This is a genomic window from Microbacterium sp. zg-Y1090, assembly GCF_030246945.1.
Lineage (GTDB): Bacteria > Actinomycetota > Actinomycetes > Actinomycetales > Microbacteriaceae > Microbacterium > Microbacterium wangruii.
On the sequence record NZ_CP126742.1, the window covers coordinates 1,270,104 to 1,288,301 of the forward strand.

General features: G+C 69.9%; 22 protein-coding genes. 9 read left to right on the forward strand and 13 right to left on the reverse strand.

The genetic code is table 11. The annotated features are described in order from the left end of the window. The first annotated feature begins 4 nt into the window (after positions 1-4). The gene (locus QNO26_RS05965; protein WP_257531439.1) at positions 5-1,666 is read left to right on the forward strand and encodes an ABC-F family ATP-binding cassette domain-containing protein; all 1,662 of its coding nucleotides are present in this window, start codon (positions 5-7) and stop codon (positions 1,664-1,666) included. Between the two features lie 18 nt (positions 1,667-1,684). Here QNO26_RS05965 and QNO26_RS05970 read toward each other — a convergent pair whose 3' ends face one another. After that, positions 1,685-2,032, reverse strand: coding sequence for a LysR family transcriptional regulator (locus QNO26_RS05970; RefSeq protein ID WP_257531437.1), 348 nt, complete (start codon positions 2,030-2,032; stop codon positions 1,685-1,687). A 96-nt stretch (positions 2,033-2,128) separates the two neighbouring features. On the opposite strand from QNO26_RS05970, the gene ychF reads away from it, so the two are divergent. Together ychF and QNO26_RS05980 are read left to right on the forward strand one after the other, a co-directional pair. Next, the gene (gene ychF / locus QNO26_RS05975) at positions 2,129-3,202 is read left to right on the forward strand and encodes a redox-regulated ATPase YchF (RefSeq protein ID WP_257531435.1); all 1,074 of its coding nucleotides are present in this window, start codon (positions 2,129-2,131) and stop codon (positions 3,200-3,202) included. A gap of 85 nt (positions 3,203-3,287) precedes the next feature. Further along, complete coding sequence (locus QNO26_RS05980) at positions 3,288-3,791, forward strand: GNAT family N-acetyltransferase (RefSeq protein WP_257531432.1); 504 nt, start codon at positions 3,288-3,290, stop codon at positions 3,789-3,791. A 130-nt stretch (positions 3,792-3,921) separates the two neighbouring features. Here QNO26_RS05980 and QNO26_RS05985 read toward each other — a convergent pair whose 3' ends face one another. The 4 genes from QNO26_RS05985 to QNO26_RS06000 all read right to left on the reverse strand — a co-directional run bounded on the left by QNO26_RS05985 (position 3,922) and on the right by QNO26_RS06000 (position 6,329). Next, complete coding sequence (locus QNO26_RS05985; protein ID WP_257531430.1) at positions 3,922-4,752, reverse strand: nuclease-related domain-containing protein; 831 nt, start codon at positions 4,750-4,752, stop codon at positions 3,922-3,924. Between the two features lie 105 nt (positions 4,753-4,857). After that, positions 4,858-5,259 carry a VOC family protein gene (locus QNO26_RS05990; protein WP_285181758.1) on the reverse strand — a complete coding sequence of 134 codons (402 nt, stop codon included), beginning with the start codon at positions 5,257-5,259 and terminating at the stop codon, positions 4,858-4,860. Beyond that, entirely contained in the window at positions 5,256-5,546 is a 291-nt protein-coding gene (locus QNO26_RS05995) for an ArsR/SmtB family transcription factor (protein WP_257531428.1), read from the reverse strand. Before QNO26_RS05995 ends, QNO26_RS05990 begins: the two co-directional genes overlap by 4 nt. Before the next feature lie 123 nt (positions 5,547-5,669). Continuing rightward, positions 5,670-6,329 (reverse strand): Type 1 glutamine amidotransferase-like domain-containing protein, encoded by a 660-nt coding sequence (locus QNO26_RS06000; RefSeq protein ID WP_257638297.1) that lies wholly within the window; start codon positions 6,327-6,329, stop codon positions 5,670-5,672. Positions 6,330-6,429: 100 nt separating this feature from the next. Between QNO26_RS06000 and QNO26_RS06005 the strand changes: the two genes are divergently transcribed. The 5 genes from QNO26_RS06005 to QNO26_RS06025 all read left to right on the forward strand — a co-directional run bounded on the left by QNO26_RS06005 (position 6,430) and on the right by QNO26_RS06025 (position 9,882). Then, the gene (locus QNO26_RS06005; RefSeq protein WP_257638298.1) at positions 6,430-7,119 is read left to right on the forward strand and encodes an SDR family oxidoreductase; all 690 of its coding nucleotides are present in this window, start codon (positions 6,430-6,432) and stop codon (positions 7,117-7,119) included. A 42-nt stretch (positions 7,120-7,161) separates the two neighbouring features. Further along, positions 7,162-8,031 carry an alpha/beta fold hydrolase gene (locus QNO26_RS06010; RefSeq protein ID WP_257638299.1) on the forward strand — a complete coding sequence of 290 codons (870 nt, stop codon included), beginning with the start codon at positions 7,162-7,164 and terminating at the stop codon, positions 8,029-8,031. A gap of 3 nt (positions 8,032-8,034) precedes the next feature. Next, positions 8,035-8,616, forward strand: coding sequence for an IMPACT family protein (locus tag QNO26_RS06015; protein WP_257531420.1), 582 nt, complete (start codon positions 8,035-8,037; stop codon positions 8,614-8,616). 311 nt (positions 8,617-8,927) lie between these two features. After that, positions 8,928-9,536 (forward strand): hypothetical protein, encoded by a 609-nt coding sequence (locus QNO26_RS06020; protein ID WP_257531419.1) that lies wholly within the window; start codon positions 8,928-8,930, stop codon positions 9,534-9,536. A gap of 67 nt (positions 9,537-9,603) precedes the next feature. Further along, positions 9,604-9,882 carry a hypothetical protein gene (locus QNO26_RS06025; protein WP_257531416.1) on the forward strand — a complete coding sequence of 93 codons (279 nt, stop codon included), beginning with the start codon at positions 9,604-9,606 and terminating at the stop codon, positions 9,880-9,882. A 47-nt stretch (positions 9,883-9,929) separates the two neighbouring features. On the opposite strand, the gene QNO26_RS06030 is transcribed toward QNO26_RS06025, so the two are convergent. The 8 genes from QNO26_RS06030 to QNO26_RS06065 form a co-directional block, all read right to left on the reverse strand. Then, positions 9,930-10,901 (reverse strand): squalene cyclase, encoded by a 972-nt coding sequence (locus QNO26_RS06030; protein WP_257638300.1) that lies wholly within the window; start codon positions 10,899-10,901, stop codon positions 9,930-9,932. Positions 10,902-10,973: 72 nt separating this feature from the next. Beyond that, the gene (locus QNO26_RS06035) at positions 10,974-11,480 is read right to left on the reverse strand and encodes a flavodoxin family protein (protein ID WP_257531413.1); all 507 of its coding nucleotides are present in this window, start codon (positions 11,478-11,480) and stop codon (positions 10,974-10,976) included. Between the two features lie 191 nt (positions 11,481-11,671). Beyond that, on the reverse strand, positions 11,672-12,094 hold the full coding sequence (locus tag QNO26_RS06040; protein WP_257638301.1) for a GIY-YIG nuclease family protein: 423 nt from the start codon (positions 12,092-12,094) through the stop codon (positions 11,672-11,674). A gap of 53 nt (positions 12,095-12,147) precedes the next feature. Next, positions 12,148-12,858, reverse strand: coding sequence for a DUF1345 domain-containing protein (locus tag QNO26_RS06045; protein ID WP_257531409.1), 711 nt, complete (start codon positions 12,856-12,858; stop codon positions 12,148-12,150). A gap of 82 nt (positions 12,859-12,940) precedes the next feature. Then, on the reverse strand, positions 12,941-14,308 hold the full coding sequence (locus QNO26_RS06050) for an APC family permease (protein WP_257531407.1): 1,368 nt from the start codon (positions 14,306-14,308) through the stop codon (positions 12,941-12,943). 122 nt (positions 14,309-14,430) lie between these two features. Further along, complete coding sequence (locus QNO26_RS06055; RefSeq protein WP_257531405.1) at positions 14,431-15,006, reverse strand: DUF3618 domain-containing protein; 576 nt, start codon at positions 15,004-15,006, stop codon at positions 14,431-14,433. Next, the gene (locus tag QNO26_RS06060; RefSeq protein WP_257531403.1) at positions 15,003-15,416 is read right to left on the reverse strand and encodes a phage holin family protein; all 414 of its coding nucleotides are present in this window, start codon (positions 15,414-15,416) and stop codon (positions 15,003-15,005) included. Before QNO26_RS06060 ends, QNO26_RS06055 begins: the two co-directional genes overlap by 4 nt. Then, the gene (locus QNO26_RS06065; protein ID WP_257638302.1) at positions 15,394-16,128 is read right to left on the reverse strand and encodes a hypothetical protein; all 735 of its coding nucleotides are present in this window, start codon (positions 16,126-16,128) and stop codon (positions 15,394-15,396) included. Before QNO26_RS06065 ends, QNO26_RS06060 begins: the two co-directional genes overlap by 23 nt. 149 nt (positions 16,129-16,277) lie before the next feature. On the opposite strand from QNO26_RS06065, the gene QNO26_RS06070 reads away from it, so the two are divergent. Then, positions 16,278-17,981 carry a long-chain-fatty-acid--CoA ligase gene (locus QNO26_RS06070; RefSeq protein WP_257638303.1) on the forward strand — a complete coding sequence of 568 codons (1,704 nt, stop codon included), beginning with the start codon at positions 16,278-16,280 and terminating at the stop codon, positions 17,979-17,981. Positions 17,982-18,198: the final 217 nt, after the last annotated feature.

The window sequence follows — 18,198 nt, forward strand, 5'->3', positions numbered from 1 at the left end:
AAGGATGACCGCCACACTGGTCGCCCGCGGCCTCGCCGGCGGGTACGGCCACCGCACCCTGTTCGACGGACTCGACCTCACGGTCGCGCCGGGCGACGTCGTCGGCGTCGTCGGTGCGAACGGCGCGGGCAAGTCCACCCTGCTTCGCCTGCTCGCGGGCATCGATGAGCCGCAGGCCGGCTCCATCGCGCTGTCGCCGCCCGACGCGTTCGTAGGGTGGCTGCCGCAGGAGCACGAGCGGGTGCCCGGTGAGACGGTCGCCGACTACATCGCGCGGCGCACCGGGTGTGCACAGGCGACCGCCGACATGGATGCCGCGGCGGCCGCGCTCGCCGAACCCGCTCCGGTGGGAGGCGCCGGCGCCGACCCGGCCGACGTGTACTCGGCCGCGTTGGACCGGTGGCTCGCCAGCGGCGCCGCCGATCTCGACGAACGGGTGCCCGTGGTGCTGGCCGACCTCGGACTCGACGCCGACACGGCGGGAGACGCGCTCATGACGTCGCTGTCGGGCGGGCAGGCCGCGCGCGTGGGGCTTGCCGCGCTGCTGCTGTCCCGCTTCGACATCGTGCTGCTGGATGAGCCCACCAACGACCTCGACCTCGACGGGCTCGAGCGTCTCGAAGCCTTCGTGCGCGGACTGCGTGGTGGGGTCGTGCTGGTCAGCCACGACCGCGAGTTCCTCGCACGCTGCGTGACGAAGGTGCTCGAACTCGACATCGCCCAGGGCAGCAACCGCGTGTTCGGCGGCGGCTACGACGCCTACCTCGAAGAGCGGGCGACGCTGCGCCGTCACGCACGGGAGCAGTACGAGGAGTTCGCGGACAAGAAGGCCGACCTCGTCTCGCGCGCGCGGACGCAGCGGGAGTGGTCGAGCCAGGGAGTGCGCAACGCGATGCGCAAATCGCCCGACAACGACAAGATCCGCCGCAAGGCCGCGAGCGAGTCCAGTGAGAAGCAGGCCCAGAAGGTGCGCCAGATGGAGAGTCGCATCGCGCGCCTCGACGAGGTGGACGAACCCCGAAAGGAATGGCAGCTGCAGTTCACGATCGGCGCGGCTCCCCGCTCCAGCTCGGTCGTGGCGACCCTCAGCGGTGCGGTGGCGCGACAGGGGGCATTCACCCTCGGCCCGGTCTCGCTGCAGGTCAACGCGGGCGAGCGCATCGGCATCACCGGTCCCAACGGGGCGGGGAAGTCCACGCTGCTGCGGCTGCTGCTGGGGCGGCAGAGCCCCGACGAGGGCACCGCGAGCCTCGGCGCGAGCGTCGAGATCGGCGAGGTAGACCAGGCCCGGTCGCTGTTCGTGGGGTCCGCGTCGCTGGCCGACACCTTCGAGGCGCTCGTGCCGCAGCTGGCATCCGGCGAGGTGCGCACCCTGCTGGCGAAGTTCGGGCTCAAAGCCGACCACGTGAACCGTCCCGTCGACGAGCTGTCACCGGGGGAGCGCACGCGCGCCGGGCTTGCGCTGCTGCAGGCGCGCGGAGTCAACCTGCTCGTGCTCGACGAGCCGACCAACCATCTCGACCTCGCGGCGATCGAGCAGCTCGAGCAGGCGCTCGAGACCTACGAGGGCACCCTGCTGCTGGTGACGCACGACCGGCGGATGCTCGACACGGTGCAGACCGATCGCCGCTGGCGGGTCGAAGCGGGTCAGGTCACCGAGCTCTAGCCGAGCGGATGCCGCGCGTCAGCGGCCCTGGCGCTTCTTGTAGGGCTTCGGCTGACCCTTCACGACGGGGGCGCGTCCCTTGCCCTTGGAAGCCTTCGCCTTGCCGCCCGCGGGGACGACGGGCTTCGGCGCGGGGGCGGGGGCGGAGGCGATGCGCTCCTTGGCCTCGTCGAGGAACAGCTCGCCCACCTTCGTCAGACGCGTGCCGGAACCGTCGCGGGTGATCAGCGCCTGCCCGACCTCGGCCTCGAGCTTGTCGATCGAGGTGTAGAGCGATGCCAGTGGGATGCCGAGGGCTTCCGCAGCGCGCGGGAAGTGCAGTTCCTCGGCGACGGCGACGAACCGCTCCAGGTGCGTGATGTTCACAGGATGCCTTCCTCCGCCGGAGGGACCCGGCGGCATCCATTCTCTCAGCACGCGCCGGTCGGGCCCGGCGCCGCCCGCCACGTAGACTGGATGCCCGTGGCTCTTACCATCGGAATCGTCGGTCTCCCCAACGTCGGCAAGTCGACGCTCTTCAACGCCCTGACCAAGAATCAGGTGCTCGCGGCGAACTACCCGTTCGCGACGATCGAGCCGAACATCGGGGTGGTGAACCTGCCCGACCCGCGCCTGGACAAGCTCGCGGAGATCTTCCACTCCGAGCGGATCCTGCCCGCCGCGGTGTCGTTCGTCGACATCGCCGGCATCGTGCGCGGCGCCAGCGAGGGGGAGGGCCTGGGCAACCAGTTCCTCGCGAACATCCGCGAGGCCGACGCCATCGCGCAGGTCGTGCGCGGCTTCGCCGATGACGACGTCGTGCACGTCGAGGGTGCGGTGAACCCCAAGAACGACCTCGAGACGATCAACGCCGAACTGGCACTGGCCGACCTGCAGACCCTCGAGAAGGCGATCACGCGCTACGAGAAGGAAGTGCGCGGCAAGAAGGCCGAGCCCGTCGTGCTCGAAACGGCGCTCGCCGCGAAGGACGCGCTCGAGCGCGGGCAACTGCTGTCGTCGTCCGGCATCGACGTGACGCCGATCCGGGAACTGGGCCTGCTCACCGCCAAGCCCTTCATCTACGTGTTCAACGTCGATGAGTCGATCCTGACGGATGCCGCGCGCAAGGCCGAGCTGGAGGCGCTCGTCGCCCCGGCGAAGGCCGTGTTCCTCGACGCCAAGATCGAGTCAGAGCTCATCGACCTCGACCCCGAGGACGCCGCCGAGCTGCTGGCATCCACCGGACAGGACGAGTCGGGTCTGGATCAGCTCGCCCGCATCGGTTTCGACACGCTGGGCCTGCAGACCTACCTGACGGCAGGTCCCAAGGAGGCCCGCGCCTGGACGATCGGCAAGGGATGGAAGGCGCCGCAGGCTGCCGGCGTCATCCACACCGACTTCGAGAAGGGCTTCATCAAGGCCGAGGTCATCTCGTTCGACGACCTGGTCGAGACCGGCTCGGTCGCCGAGGCCCGCGCGAAGGGCAAGGCGCGGCTGGAGGGCAAGGACTACGTCATGCAGGACGGCGACGTGGTGGAGTTCCGCTTCAACAACTGACCCCCCCGGTCGTTGAGCGAGCGTGTTCCCCGGTCGTTGAGCGAGCGAAGCGAGACGAAACGCCCCGCTCGGAGAGGAGCGCACGGTGAGTGACGAAACCGCCCCGCGAGCCGACGGCAGGCACCGCCCCGCGTGGAAGGCGGCGCAGGACCACGCGGTCCCGGAGGACGTCGCCCGCCTGCTCGACAGGGTGCCGGAATGGTTCGGGCAACCGGAAGCGAACGCAGAGTACATCGAGGCGGCGCAGACCAAGGAGACCTGGACGGTACGTGACGCCGACGGCTCGGTGATCGGCGTCACTCTGGTGGACCGGCACTATCCGCACGTCGCGGAGATCCATCTCACCGTGGTCGATCGCGCGGCGCATGGCTCCGGCGTCGGAACGGCGATGCTCGCTGCGATCGAGGCCGACGCGGTCGGCCGAGGGGTTCGCCTCCTCGAGGTGAAGACGCTCGGTCCCTCGCACCCGGATGCCGGGTACGCGCTCACCCGGCGCTTCTACGAGAAGATGGGCTTCCTGCCCCTGGAGGAGACGGGCCTCTGGGGCGAGGGCACGCCGTGCCTGATCATGGTGAAGCCGCTCCGCTGACGTTCTCCTCGCGTCTGGGTCGTTGAGCGAGCGAAGCGAGACGAAACGCGCCGCGACTCAGGCGTTGAGCGTCGTGAGGGGGCGGGAGTGACCCAGTGAGGGCTGCGCCACCACGCCGTCGAGGCCTGCGTCAACTGCCGAATACGCGAGTGTACAAGTCCACCGCGAACGGAACACCCACCGAGAGGATGGCGACGAGCAGGACGCCGCCCCAGAGCATCCGTATGCGTCTCGCCGACTCGACTTCGCGACGCAGTTCGCTGAACCTCTGCGCATCGACAAGCGGCTGAGGCTGCGATGACCATGTCGCCTCGTCGCGGACAACCGCCGTCACCGCCGTCAGCTTCGCCGGGTTGAGAAGCGGCTTTTGCTTCTTCAGCCACCGCAGGAGCTGGGGCGCCGCCAACACCGCGACATCCTCCGGCTGCTCTCGAATCGTGATCTCCTTGGCGCCGACGATGACGATGGCTCCGCGCACGGGGACGTCGATGCCGGCCGCGGTCGACAGCAGCTTGCGCGTTCTCTCAATCTCGTACCGCGTGTTGCGAAGATGGTCGGTCTTCTGACCATTGACCAGTAGCCGCCGGCTGCCCACCCAGATCCGCGCGCCCTCGTGGAGCTTCGTATTGATGGTGAACACGCCGGCGGCGCCGACGACAACGTGGTCGATGTCGCTGCCTCGGGTTCCGATGGGCACGGAGTGGAGAACGGCCCAGCCCTCGTCGAGCGACTCAAGGCGGGTTGCCGCGTCGAGTTCGCCCAGCGTTCCCAGATACCAGGAGCGCGAGTCCTCCGACAGGGGCGATCTGCCGAAGCATCGGGCGAGGGCTGAGCGCGGATGCACCTGACTCTGAACGCTGAGGCACTCGGCCATCACGGATGCCGCGGCAACCGTCCCGAAGACCGGCGCAGCCGCAGGAGAGGAGTCCGGGGACAGCTGAGGGGCAGGTTCGGTCGTCATCGAGTCGAGTCTAGGGAGCGCGGGGCGTACCGTTCCGCGCCGACGAGCGATACGCGCCGCCCGCCCGGTCGTTGAGCGACGGAGTTCTCCGTCAATGTCCGACGATCAGGCAGCGGAACCCTTCATCATCGCGAGCTGGATGAGGTTGCCGCATGTGTCGTCGAAGACGGCGACGGCCACGTTTCCGTAGTCCGTCACGTCTTGCGTGAATCTCACGCCGAGCTCCTTCATGCGCGCGACTTCCCTGTCGATGTCGTCGACGGCGAACTGCGTGAACGGGATGCCGTCCTCGACCAGAGCGGCCTTGAACGCCTTTGCGGCGGGGTGCTGATCGGGTTCGAGCAGCACCTGGACGCCGTTCGGATCGGCGGGGCTGCTCACCGTCAGCCAGCGGTACTCGCCGGTCGGCACATCGACCTGTTTCATGAAGCCGAGCTTCTCGGTGTAGAAATCGAGCGCCTTCGACTGCTCGTCAACGTAGACGCTGGTCGTCGTGATGCGGATCATGATGCGGATTCCTTTCGCTGCCACCGCGCGGCGATCGCCGCGAGTGGTTCGGTGTGGAGGTCATGGAACTTGTATCGGCCCTCGCGGCGCGTGCGGATGAGGCCCGCGGATTCGAGGACCTCGAGGTGCTGTGACACGGCCTGGCGGGATGAGGTCACCCCGTGCTTCATGGTGAGTCGCCCGCAGATCTCGAAGAGCGTCTGGCCGTCGCGATCGACGAGCTCGTCCAGGATCAGTCGGCGCGTCGCATCCGAAAGCGCCCGATAGAGTTCTGCGTCCTGATCCACGCGCCCACGTTATGCAAGTATCCACTTGCCTGTCAACGGCCCGGTCGTTGAGCGAGCGCAGCGAGACGAAACGGCCGCAACACGGGTCGTTGAGCGAGCGCAGCGAGACGAAACGCTCGGGACTCATCCGAGCCGCGCCCAGCGCCCCTCCGAGATGACGTCGATCGTCCCATCCACGACGCGGACCGCGGTCTCGTCATCCATGACATACGCGGGGATGCCGATCTGTGCCGCCCAGCGCTCCGCGGCATCCATCGTGTTCGTGGGGAAGACGTCGAGGTGCGGGAAGATCGCGAAGTCGACGACCCCGAGGGTCGTGTCGTCCGGCGCCGACGGCCACTCGACGAAGTAGTCGCCGATGCGCGGGGTCAGCACCATGCTGCCCGCGCTCACCCCCACCCACACGGTGTCGGTGAGTGACGGGAGCGAGTCGGCCAGCCCGGACGCCCGCATCCAGTGCGCGAGGTAGGTCGCCTCGCCGCCGTCGACGAGGAGGACATCGGCGTCGCCCACCCACCCCTGCCAGCGCTCCGGCGCGATGGTGGGCAGCGCGGTGAGTTCCAGAAGGCCGATCGACTTCCAAGGGAGCGAGGTCATCCCGCCCGATGGCGGCAGACCGCTGACGAAGCGGCGCGCCGAGACGGGACCGCACAGCGGATGGCCCCATTGGGCGGTGGGGATGCAGAGGGCGGACGCCTCCTCGATGTCGGTGCCGAGCATCTCGAGGAGCGCAGCGCGGATGCTGTCGTTGGTGATGCCGCCAGACGTGAGGAGAAGCTTCATCGTGCCCCCGGAGGTGAGAGGTGGGTGCGCTGATGCTACGTCCCCCTCGCAGGGCGCGCCCAGACCCTGCCGCGTTCGCGCGCCGTGGGACGATGGCGGTATGGCTTTGCACTTGCTCACCGGCGCCGGCTCCGGCATCGGCGCCGCCCTCGCCGCGCGCCTGCAGGCACGTGGCGACGATCTCATCCTGCTCGCGCGCAGCGACGCCCGTGCGGCGGAGCTGCGGGAACGGTTTCCCGGTGCTCAGACGATCGTCGCCGACTTGGCGGCGCCGGGCGAGCTTGCCGCGGCGCTCACGCGGCACGACCTCCCCGGCCGCCTGGACTCGCTGCTCCACGTCGCGGGCGTGGTCGACCTGGGCCAGGTGGCCGAGCTCACCGTCGCGAAGTGGGCATCGCAGCTCGACGTGAACCTCGTCGCGCCGGCTGAGCTGACCCGGCTGCTGCTGCCGGCGCTGCGCGCGGCGAAGGGCCAGGTGGTGTTCGTCAACTCCGGCGCCGGACTGCGTGCGGCGCCCGACTGGGCGGCCTACGCGGCATCCAAGCACGGACTTAAGGCGCTCGCCGACAGCCTGCGCGCCGAGGAGTCGCCGCACGGCGTGCGGGTGTCGTCGGTGTATCCCGGGCGCACCGCCACGGCGATGCAGGAGCGCGTGCACGAGCAGGAAGGACGCGATTACGACCCGGCCGGCTTCATCGATGCGGACTCGGTCGTCACGAGCATCCTCACCGTGCTGGACCTGCCTCGCGACGCGCAGATCCCCGACCTGACGATCCGACCGGGCGTCTGACGGGAGTGGGCGGGTCCAGGCTCCGGGGGTCATGATGTATTCATGTCAGTGACCGCACTCACGGTGCCGCGGCCCCCGCACGTCGTCCGGCTCGGCAGCGGAACCCCAGTGGTGTTCGTGCACGGCAACGGCGTGGATCACCGGATGATGCTGGCGCTGGATGCCGCCTTCGACGAGTCCGGGCTGTGGGAACGCATCTACCTCGATCTGCCCGGGTTCGGTGCGACGCCGGCGCTGGATGCCCCAGGTGGATTGTCCCAGCTCGCCGACTGGCTCGATGAGGCAGTAGGCGGATTGCTCGGCTCCACGCCGTTCGCCGTGGTGGGCGCGTCGCTCGGCGGCCTGCTCGCCCGCGATCTGGTCGCGCGTCGGCCCGACCAGTGCCTCGGCATGGCGCTGCTGGCTCCTGTCGTGGACTCGGTGCGCGAGAACCGATTGGTCCCACCGCACGCCGTTCTGGTCGAGGACGCCGCGCTCGTCGCCGGGTTGAGCGCCGCCGATGCCGAGGCCTACACCGAGTTGGCCGTCGTGCAGTCCCGGGAGAACTGGGAACGCTTCCGACGGTCGGTGCTCCCCGGCCTGCAGAGCGCCGACGTGCGCGCCATGGCGCGCCTGGCGAAGGACTACGCCCTGCCCGCGCTACCCGACGATCACCTCGCCGGCTTCGATCGTCCGGTGCTGATGCTGACCGGTCGTCAGGACGCCGTGGTCGGCTATGAGGATCAGTGGGCGCTCGCGCAGCGCTTCCCCCGTGCGACGTATGCCGTGCTCGACGGGGCCGGCCACAACCTGGAGAACGATCAGCCCGACCTCGTGCAGGCGCACCTGGCCCGGTGGGCGCAGCAGATGACGGAGTACGCGACGGCCGACCGTGCACACCGGCGGTCGGGCGCTCGCCCCGAGCAGTCCTGAGCCATGCCCTTCACCCTCGCCGCGCCCGTTCACAGTGAGTTCGTCATCAAGAAGAGCCGCTTTCTGGGGTGCGTCGAGCCGGTCGCGGGACGTGAAGCTGCCGTCGCGCGGGTGCAGGAGCTGTGGGCCGAGCATCCGGACGCCCGTCACATCTGCTGGGCGCTGATGGCCGGCGGCCACTCCGCCGCCAACGACGACGGCGAGCCGAGCGGCACCGCGGGCCGCCCCATGCTCGAGGTGCTGCGGCACCAGGAGCTCGAGGGAGTGCTCGCCACCGTGGTGCGGTACTTCGGCGGCGTGAAGCTGGGTGCGGGAGGGCTCGTCCGCGCATACACGGATGCCGTGGCGCAGGCGCTCCTCGGTGCCGAGCGCGTGCCGCTCATCCGCACGCGGATGCTGCGCGTCTCGGTGCCCTACGCGCAGGAGGGCGCCGTGCGCCGCGAGCTCGAGGTCGCCGGCGCGGAGCTCGGAGAGGCCAGCCACGGGGTCGAGGTCGAGCTGAGCTTCGCCGTGCCCGAGGATCGCGCCGGTGACCTGGCCGCGCGCGTGGACGACATCTGCCAGGGTCGCGCGGTCTGGCACTGAACGCCGCTGTGGTCCGGGTCGCCCCTGTGGTGGCGTAGACTGATTCTCGATAGGCGGATTTCTCATCCGTCTCGCCCCGGCCGCGTGGTAACGGTCGGGGCTTTCTCTTTGCCCGGGGCCGGCCTGCCGGCATGGACACCGCGTTTCGTCTCGCTTCGCTCGCTCAACGACCGAGGGGGTGCTCGCTCAACGACCGAGGGCCTGCCCGCACGGACACCGCGTTTCGTCTCGCTTCGCTCGCTCAACGACCGAAGGGGTGCCCGCTCAACGACCGAGGGGCCGCAGGCGCCGGCATCCGATAGCGTCGAACGATGACTCCCGACGAACACCGCTTCAATGCGCTGATCCTGATGTTCGCCAACCTGCAGCGCCTCATGGTCTTCCACAACGCCCTCGCCATGCGGGACGGGCGTGAGCTGGATGCCGCCCTGGCAGAGGAACTCACCTCACGGCTCGACCTCGTCGGTGCGGTGATCGCACGCGCGAGCGAGGCCAAAGCCGTGAGTGAGGCGGATGCCGCGGAGGTGCTGCCGGTCGTGCCGTATCTGCAGCACGAGGTGCGCGCCCTGCTCGACACTCCGGTCGACGCCGACCTCGGGATCCAGGCCGCCCTCGGCGCGGCAGAGGTGTACGCGTCGATGTGGATCGACGAGGGCACCATCCAGATGGGGACGGTGTTCGACCGACCGCAGTGGGTCGATCGGTCGATGCAGAACAAGCCGATGTTCATCTCGCTTCGCAACCGGGCGAACGCCGCGGTCGTGGCCGCGTCGACCGGCGAGTACTCCGACGACGTGCGTGCCGACATCGCCGACCACGCGCAGGCCGCACGCAACAACCGCGCGCAGGCGCTCGCGCAGATCGATGGACTGCCGATCATGCTCGACGGACGGGATGCGCGCGAACCCTCCCGGGCCTGAACGCCGTCGCCCCAGGGCGAGCGATCCTCTTGAGCCCCGAAGGCCGGGGCACCGAAGGAGTATCGCCATGCCCGTAAACACCACCGACGACCGCGTGCAGCGCCTCGAACGCCTGTTGTTCGACGAGGACCCGATAGGTCTGGACTACGAGGGGACGAACCCCGACGAGTATCACCCCGAGGCGGTGGAGATCGCCCCGCGGATGGCAGCGGTCCGCTCGTACGACGACACCCTGACACTCGTGCACCGCGTGTTCATCGCGATGTTCGGGCGCGACATCGCCGGTCCGCGCCGGCGTTACCAGCGCATCGCCGAACGCGTCTGGGAGCTGTGGCGCGCGCAGTGACCGGCGGGACCGCCCGCACCTGATCGGGTGGATGCCGCGGCGGCCGGTCACGCCGTGGCGGCATCCCACCGGTCGAGCACGCGCGTGCCGGTGAGGGTGAGCCACTTCGACGGCTCGCCCTCGCCGGCATCCACGTCGAACCACGTGCGGCCCGGGAGGGGAGCGCCCTGCAGCCACGTGCCGTCGGGCCGGCGCGCGTCGCGCACCACGGCGACGGCGTCGGCCATGCGGGCGTCGGGCGCGCGGCCCTCGTGCAGCGCGACGTCGCGGAAGTGGTCCAGTGCGGTGAGGGCGCTGTACCGATGGCGGGTGGGGGCGACGAACCGCGACACGAACTCTCCCACCGGCTCGCCGGTGCTGAGGCGGTAGAGCAGGCGCCGCTCGAGCAGGTACTCCTCGCCGCCATGGCGGGCATCGCGCGCCGTGGTGTCTCCGGTGAGCTTCTCGTAGGCGAGCAGCCCACGCACGGCGTTGAGGGTCGAATGGAACGATGAGCGCACCGAGTGGCCCTCTTCGGCTTCGCAGTTCCACCCGCCGTCAGCCAGCCGGTGCTCTACGAACCACCGAGCGAGCGGTGCGACGGCGACCCCGAGCCACGCGCCGGATGCCAGCGTGTACGAGTTGATGCAGATGTCGACCTCCCCGCCCCAGTAGGGGAGGTCGTTGTACTCCCAGCGGCTGTTCGCGGCGAGGCGCTCGGCGGTGTCGCCGAGGGCGGCGGCATCCACGCCCCATTCGCGCAGGTCCTTGAGGCTCCAGGTCGTGGCGATCCACGGCTGGCCCGGCTGCTGCATCTCCTCGCTGTCGAAGAACCCGGCCGGGAAGAACGCACCGCCGGCCCATTGGCCGTCGGGGTCCTGGTGCGACAGGAGACGTGCCCCGAAGCCCTCGACGAGAACGCGTGCGCGCGTGCGCTGCCACACCTCGTCAGGTGCGCCCGCCAGGTCGCGCTCCACCTGCCATCGCAGGGCCGGGTCGGAGTCGAGCAGCCAGTCGAGCACCCGTGGGTCGGTCGTCATGAGGGCACGATAGACCGGTCGCGAGTCCGGTGTCAGCAGGTGCCGCGAGCAGCGGTGTGCGCGTGCCGGGGTTCAGCCGCGCGACCCTGCTGCCGCGAGCCCAGCGGCCCAGGCGTGCGCGCGCTCGATCTCGCCCTCGAGCAGCGGACCCTCGTACCCGTGCACGCGGAAGGTCGCTGGCTTGAGGGCGGTGTCGAAGCCCAGCCTGCGCAGCTCGCGGCGGGCGGATGCGGCGGCCGAGCCGGGCAGACGAGGCTTGTCGACCCGCGTGTCGAACGCTGCCGCGGGGATCGAGGCTAGGCCGGCGGTGAGCCCGGCGAGCCACTCGCGGATCCCGCGCTCGGGCGCATGCGGCGCACCGTGCGAGGTGACGGCTTCGGCGCGGGTGGCCGGCCGCGGCATCGAGAACGCGTGCGTCGGACCGCCGACGACGAGCAGGTCGTAGCCGTCCAGCGACGCCGGGGCGGAATCCGATTCGACCACATCCACCGTTCCGGTTCCGGCAAGCGTCTCTGCCACTGCTCGCGCGATCTTCTCCGTGTTACCCCACAGCGATTCATAGACGATCAGTGCACGCATGTCGCCACCTCCCGCACGACTGTCCTGTGCTGTCCGACGCTCAGTCACCATCACTCGCAGGCTAGTCCTCGAACAGGGCCAGCGGTGGGACCCTTTACGCGCCCCGAACCTGAGGATGCGTGGGTTCGGGGACGGATACGCGCCCCGAACCCCGAGGCGGGCGGGATCCGCGACGCGGCCGAGCGCGGCGGTCAGCGGCGGAGGGCCTCGCTGAGCCAGCGGGAGTAGAGGGTCCACGGGTCGCCGGCCGCGCGCACCGCGGCGATGTGCGCGGCGAGCGACTCGTCGAGGGTGAACCACTCGCCACCCTCGCGGATATCGCCGAACTCGCGGTGTCGCTGCTGCTCGAGGGCTCTGGCGCCGCGTTCGAACGCGAGCAGCTCCTCGTGCCGGATCGCGGCGAGGCGCTGCCGGGGCCGCCACGTCGTCCCGATCTTCACCCGTGCGTCGAAGCGCAGGTAGTACACGACGTCGATGCGGGGGAGCGGCAGATCGGGGTCGGGAGCGGCGCCGTAGCGCCACCCGCACGCGGCGCAGACCCACGAGCCCTCCGCGCGCACGCCGGCCAGTCCGCCGCACAGTGCGCACGGCCCCGGCAGCGCGTCGCGGTCCACGCCGGCCACGCTAGGGGCAGCCACCGACATCGCCGCCGCTCGACGCGGCATCCTCAGCCGCTCAGGCCGCCGAGCAGCAGCGAGACGACCATCGCCACGATCACCGAGTTGAACGTGAAGGCGAACAGGACGTTCGTGCGCACGAGCATCCACGCCTGCCGGGTGCGCACGGACGCCGAGACGGTCGCCGCCATCGTCGACAGCAGGATCGACAGCGTGAGGTAGTCGCCGAAGGTGGCGGGGCTGCCGACCTCCAGGCGGATGTGATCGGCGTCGATCGTGCCGACCTGCAGACGCAGGTACTGCAGGGCGAACGCGTAGACCATGAGCGCCCACGAGCAGGCGACGCACAGCAGCCCCAGGGCGACGTACAGCAGGCTGCCGCGGTACTCAGGCGTCTGCGCGATGACGACGGTGATGAACACCGCGGCCAGCGCCGCGCTCAGCGTCCAGCTCGACGCGCCGCCGAATCCGACGAGCGGCCACCACCAGCGGCGCTGCGCCTGCAGCTCCCGCTGCGTGCGCCAGCGGAGGGTCGCGACGTCGTGCCGGGAGTACGCGAGGTGCGTCCAGACCAGATAGACCGCGCCGAACGACGGCCACATGAACAGGTAGACGTCGATTCCGAGTCGCAGCGGATCGACCACGCCGAGGTCCCCGCGCATCGCGGCGGTCGCGACCGCGAAGGCGAACCCGAGCGCTGCGGCGATCGCCGAACTGAGGTTCGCGCGGGCGGCGTCGGTGACGTATCGGGTTGCCTGCACCGGCCAATTCTAGGGAGTCGTCCGACTGCTGCCCGACCGCGCGATGCGGTGCCCGCGCGACCCGCGCCGTGGTCGCCGGCGCTCAGGCGATCGGCGCGGGGTTCGCGGCCTTGACACGCCGCTTCTCGTCGCCGCGCTTGCGGCCGTACCGCGCCACGAAGAAGAGCACCGATCCGACGGCGATGTACGCCAGCGAACCCAGCCAGACCTGCCACGACTGCTGGGCCAGCAGCACGAGGCACGCCAGGATGCCGATGACGGGGATGAACCGCGGCACCGAGAAGTGACGGTGGTCGACCTTGTCCTTCTTGAGCACCAGCACGCTGACGTTCGCCGAGAGGAAGACGAGGAGCAGCAGCAGCACCGTCGTCTCGGCGAGGGTGGCGACGTCACCGACGAGGGTCAGCAGGATGGTGATGCCCGCCACGACGACGATCGAGACCCACGGGGTGCGCCGGTTGGGCAGCACCCGCGCGAAGGCGTGCGGCAGCAGGCCGGCTTCGGCGAGACCGTAGCTCACCCGGCTGGCCATGACCATGAACAGCAGGGCACCGTTGGCGATCGCGACCAGCGCGATGAGACCGAACAGCCACGAAGGGATGCCGAGGCCGCTCGCGGACACGACATCGAGCAGCGGGCCGGTCGAGGTCGCCAGTTCTGCGGGCGGTAGGACGATCACCGCACCGATCGCGATGAGCAGGTACACGACGGCGGCCGTGCTGATCGCGCCGAACAGAGCCCGGGGGTACGCCTTCGAGGGGTTCTTCACCTCTTCGGCCATGTTCGCGGCCGCCTCGAACCCGAGGAAGGAGAAGAACGCGATGATCGATGCCGCGAACACGCCCTCGACGGGAGGAACGTCGGGGGCGAACTCGAAGATGCGGGACGGGTCGCCGTCGCCGTTGCCGAAGACGATGGCGCACACGACGATGACGATCACAAGACCGCTGACCTCGATGACCGACGCGACGAGGTTCGCGCCCAGCGACTCCCGCACTCCGCGCAGGTTGATGAGGGTCAGCACGATGATGAACACGATCGCGGTGGGGATCGGGGGCACATCGATCAGCGCGGTGAGGTAGTCGCCGGCGAACGCGTTGGCGAGCGCGGCGGCGGTGGTGATGCCGGAAGCCATCATCAGGAACCCGACGAGGAATGACAGGTAGGGCTTGCCGAAGGCGCGGTCGATGTAGCGGGCAGCGCCGCCGGCATGGGGGTACTTGGTGATGAGCTCGGCATAGGTGCCGGCCGTGAGCAGCGCCACGACAAGAGCCACGAGCAGCGGCAGCCAGATGACCCCACCGACATCGGTGGCCATCGAGCCGACGAGGGTGTAGATGCCCGCACCCAGGGTGTCGCCCACGATGAAGGCGAACAGCAGGGGCGTGCCGACGGCGCGCTTCAGCCCGATCGGTGCGGTGGGAGCCACCGCGGCTATGTCTTTGCTCATCGCACCACTTCACTGCTCGCGGGTGATCGCCGCAATCCCTGTTGCGCGCGGCGATGGTGGCTTATCCTGCTCCCGCCCAGCGGGCGGGGGTCCCGTCGTTGCGACCCCCGCCCGGGCTGGCGTCAGCCGCCGGCGATGTTCTCCCTGCTGTGCTGCGCCTGATCCTTCACGTCCGTCGCGGCGGACTGCGCCTCGGTCTTCACCGTTTCGACGGAGTCGGCTGCGGCATCCTTGACGGCGCTCGCCGCCTGCTGGGCGGGCTCCTTGAGGTGCTCGCCGACGTCGCGGGCGACGTGCGAGGCCTCATCGACCAGGGGCTGGGCCTTGTCCTTGACGTCCGCCGCCATCCGCTTCTCCTGCGACGAGGCGGGGATCAGCGATGCAGCCAGCAGCCCTGCGCCGAATGCGATGAGCCCGACGGCGAGCGGGTTGCCCTCCGCCTTGGCGACGACCCGGTCCTTTGCGTCGCCGATGCTGCCCGCCGCGGAGGATCCCGCGCCGGACACCGCCGAGCCGGCGTCGTCGGCGGCGCCCATGATGCGTTCGCGCACCGATCGGACGGCCTCGCGTGCCCTGTCCTTCTGCCTGTCCACGATCTTCGACGGAGTGACCTTGTCGGCCAGTGCATCGACGTCGCCGCCGAGGTCCTGCCGGGTGCGCTCGATGTCGGCGCGGATCTGGTCGGGTGAATCGCTCATCGGTTCTCCTCATTCCTCTTCAGCGTCTCGGGTATCTCCTTGAGGGTCTCCACCGTCTGCGGGGCACCCTCGACTTCCTTCAACTTGTTGCGGCCAATCACGTAGAGCACCGCGGCGATGACCGCCCACAGCACGGCCACGATGACGCCGGACCAGCCGCCGCCCACCAGGGTTCCCAATGCCCACCAGAGCGCGTACGACAGGAAGAACACGGCCATCAGCGCGGCGTATCCGGCCCCGCCGAGCATGCCCGCACCCTTGGCCGTGCGACTGGCCGACTCCTTCAGTTCCGCCTTGGCGAGGGCGACCTCCTGCCGCATCAGCGTGGATATGTCGCTGGTGACTTCGGACAGCAGATCACCCAGCGACGTCGTCGCCGCCTTCTGCTCAGAGGGTGTCGCGTCGGACATCCGGCTTCCCTTCCGCGGACGGTCCCGACCTCTGCATGGTCGTGGACTGCTCGTACAGCGGCGTGTCGACGTGGCCCGGTGTCGATGTCGGCGGCACCGGCGCTGCCGTGCCGTCGGCCACGGAGCCGGTCTGCGCGACAACCGGTGACGGCGCGACGCGCGGAGCAGCGGCTGCGCTGTCCTTGTCGTCGGAGGCGTTCGCCGCGAGCGCGCGCGTCAGGCGCCCCGCGACGACACCGAGGATGGCGGCACCAGCGATGAACATGCCGGGCCGGCGACGGGCGTAGCTCTTCACCTCGGCGAGCACACCCGCGGGGTCCCGGTCACCCAGCCACGCCGCTGCCCCAGAGAGGCGGTCGGCGGCCTGGCGGACGAGGTCCGATGCGACGCCCTGGCTGTCGGCATGCGACGACATCGATGCCAGCTCGGAACTCATGTCGCGCAGCCCTGAGGCGACGCGCTGCTGCTGGCTGCTCGCCTGGTCGTTCAGCTCCCGCTGCGTCTGCGCGTAGAGCATGCGTGCCTGTGCGCCGGCCTCGCCGATCACGGTGGCGGCTTCGTCCTTCGCCGTCGAGGCCACGTCGGATGCCTTGGAGGCAGCCGTGTTCTTCAAGTCGGCGGCTTCCGCCTTGGCGGTGTCGACCTTGGCCGAGGTGCTGCCGCTGGCGGCACCCGACGAGGTCGGTGCCCCCGCTCCGTAACTCTCTGACATTGCTCTCTCCTTCCGCGCCGGGGGGATCCGACGCTGTTCGGTTCTACGTCGCGTTCACCGGAACTCGTACCCCCTTGCGTGCGAGGGCCGACCGTGCATCTGGTGCGCGCGTGAGCGAACCCTCAGCCCGCGGGGTGGAAGATGGAAGCATGCCATCGAACCCCTTCGCATCGCGTCCCTGGCTGGCGGCCTATGCCGACGGCGTGCCTGCCGACATCGTCCCCCCGACGCAGTCGCTGACTGAGACGATCGAGGCCAGCATCAAGGCGCACGCGCGCCGGCCGGCGCTGGAGTTCTTCGGTGCGGTGACGACGTACGGCGAGCTCGGCGACCAGATCCTGCGCGCCGCCGAGGGCCTGCGCCGCATGGGTGTGCGCAAGGGGGACCGCGTGGCCATCGTGCTGCCGAACTGCCCCCAGCACGTGGTGGCCTTCTATGCCGTGCTGCGGCTGGGTGCCATCGTCATCGAGCACAACCCGCTCTATACCGCCCGTGAGCTGCGGCACCAGTTCGAGGATCACGGCGCCTCGGTCGCGATCGTCTGGGACAAGACCGTCGACGTCGTCGCCGACTTCCCGAGCGACGTGCGTCCGAAGCGCATCGTGAGCGTGGACATGACCGAGGCGCTGCCGCTGGTCAAGCGGCTCGCGCTGCGTCTTCCGATCCCGCGGGCGCGCGAGTCGCGCGCCCAGTTGACCACCACCCCGGAGCTGCGTCGGCCGTACACGTGGAAGGCGCTGCTGGATCACCGGCGCCTCTCCGCCCGGCATCCCGCACCGACGGTCGACGACATCGCCGTGCTGCAGTACACCAGCGGAACGACGGGAACCCCGAAGGGGGCGATCCTCACCCACCGCAACCTCCGCGCCAACGCGATGCAGGGAAGCGCGTGGGTCCCGGGTCTCGTCGACGGCGAGGAGACGTTCTACGCGGTGCTGCCCCTCTTCCACGCGTACGGGATGACGCTGTGCCTGACCTTCGCGATGGGCATCGCCGCCAAGCTCGTGCTGTTCCCCAAGTTCGACGTCGGGCTGGTGGCGGATGCCGCGCGCAAGAGCCCGCCGACGTTCCTTCCCGCCGTCCCCCCGATCTACGATCAGCTGGCCCGCGCGGCCGCCCGCGGCACGATCGACCTGAGCAGCGTGCGCTTCGCGATCTCCGGTGCGATGAGCCTGCCGGTGGACACGGTCAAGCGGTGGGAGGAGGCCACCGGCGGCCTGCTCGTGGAGGGCTACGGAATGACCGAGAGCTCCCCGGTGGCCATCGGCAACCCGATGGGCACCACGCGCCGCCCCGGCACCGTCGGCGTGCCGTTCCCGAGCACGGAGATCCGCGTGGTCGACCCCGACGATCCGTCGGTCGACCGACCGCTCGGTGAAGCGGGCGAACTGCTCGTGCGCGGACCGCAGGTGTTCCAGGGCTACTGGGGGCGCCCCGCCGAGACGGCCGCGACCCTGCTCGAGGACGGCTGGCTGCGCACCGGCGACATCGCATCGGTCTCGGCCGACGGGTTCGTCACCATCGTGGACCGCCTGAAGGAACTCATCATCACGGGCGGCTTCAACGTGTCGCCGACCGAGGTCGAGGACACCCTGCACACCCACCCCGACGTGGACGCGGCCGCCGTGGTCGCGCTGCCGCGCCGCAGCCGGGGAGAGGACGTCGCCGCCGCGGTCGTGCTGCGCGAGGGCGCCGTGCTCGACGTGGAGGGGCTGCGCGACTACTGCCGCACGCGGCTGGCGGCCTACAAGGTGCCGCGGCGCATCGTGCAGATGGAGGACCTCCCGCGCTCGCTCATCGGCAAGGTGCTGCGCCGCGAGGTGCGCGAGCGGATGCTCGCAGACAAGGCCTGAAACGGAATCCGGCCCCGGTGGGACGTGTCCCACCGGGGCCGCCAGGTGCGAGGCCGGGAGGCGGCGACGACCCGAACGTCGCCGCCTCAACCGGGGCTCTCTCACATGCTGGAAACCACGCTACGCGCGCATTTTGCGCATCGCTGACCGTTGACCTGCGCTCCGGTTTCTGCTATCACCGGGGAATACCCTATGAGGGTATCCGCGTTGTACCCTG

Bases quoted from the DNA above. Each gene is read 5' to 3' on its own strand.
- QNO26_RS05985 (WP_257531430.1), bottom strand. From the start codon at position 4,752: ATGACGACCGAACCTGCCCCTCAGCTGTCCCCGGACTCCTCTCCTGCG.
- QNO26_RS06065 (WP_257638302.1), bottom strand. From the start codon at position 16,128: ATGTCAGAGAGTTACGGAGCGGGGGCACCGACCTCGTCGGGTGCCGCC.
- QNO26_RS05990 (WP_285181758.1), bottom strand. From the start codon at position 5,259: ATGATCCGCATCACGACGACCAGCGTCTACGTTGACGAGCAGTCGAAG.
- QNO26_RS06035 (WP_257531413.1), bottom strand. From the start codon at position 11,480: ATGCGTGCACTGATCGTCTATGAATCGCTGTGGGGTAACACGGAGAAG.
- QNO26_RS06055 (WP_257531405.1), bottom strand. From the start codon at position 15,006: ATGAGCGATTCACCCGACCAGATCCGCGCCGACATCGAGCGCACCCGG.
- QNO26_RS06010 (WP_257638299.1), top strand. From the start codon at position 7,162: ATGTCAGTGACCGCACTCACGGTGCCGCGGCCCCCGCACGTCGTCCGG.
- QNO26_RS06060 (WP_257531403.1), bottom strand. From the start codon at position 15,416: ATGTCCGACGCGACACCCTCTGAGCAGAAGGCGGCGACGACGTCGCTG.
- QNO26_RS06070 (WP_257638303.1), top strand. From the start codon at position 16,278: ATGCCATCGAACCCCTTCGCATCGCGTCCCTGGCTGGCGGCCTATGCC.
- QNO26_RS06050 (WP_257531407.1), bottom strand. From the start codon at position 14,308: ATGAGCAAAGACATAGCCGCGGTGGCTCCCACCGCACCGATCGGGCTG.
- QNO26_RS06000 (WP_257638297.1), bottom strand. From the start codon at position 6,329: ATGAAGCTTCTCCTCACGTCTGGCGGCATCACCAACGACAGCATCCGC.
- QNO26_RS06005 (WP_257638298.1), top strand. From the start codon at position 6,430: ATGGCTTTGCACTTGCTCACCGGCGCCGGCTCCGGCATCGGCGCCGCC.
- QNO26_RS06030 (WP_257638300.1), bottom strand. From the start codon at position 10,901: ATGACGACCGACCCACGGGTGCTCGACTGGCTGCTCGACTCCGACCCG.
- QNO26_RS06015 (WP_257531420.1), top strand. From the start codon at position 8,035: ATGCCCTTCACCCTCGCCGCGCCCGTTCACAGTGAGTTCGTCATCAAG.
- QNO26_RS05965 (WP_257531439.1), top strand. From the start codon at position 5: ATGACCGCCACACTGGTCGCCCGCGGCCTCGCCGGCGGGTACGGCCAC.
- QNO26_RS06025 (WP_257531416.1), top strand. From the start codon at position 9,604: ATGCCCGTAAACACCACCGACGACCGCGTGCAGCGCCTCGAACGCCTG.
- QNO26_RS06020 (WP_257531419.1), top strand. From the start codon at position 8,928: ATGACTCCCGACGAACACCGCTTCAATGCGCTGATCCTGATGTTCGCC.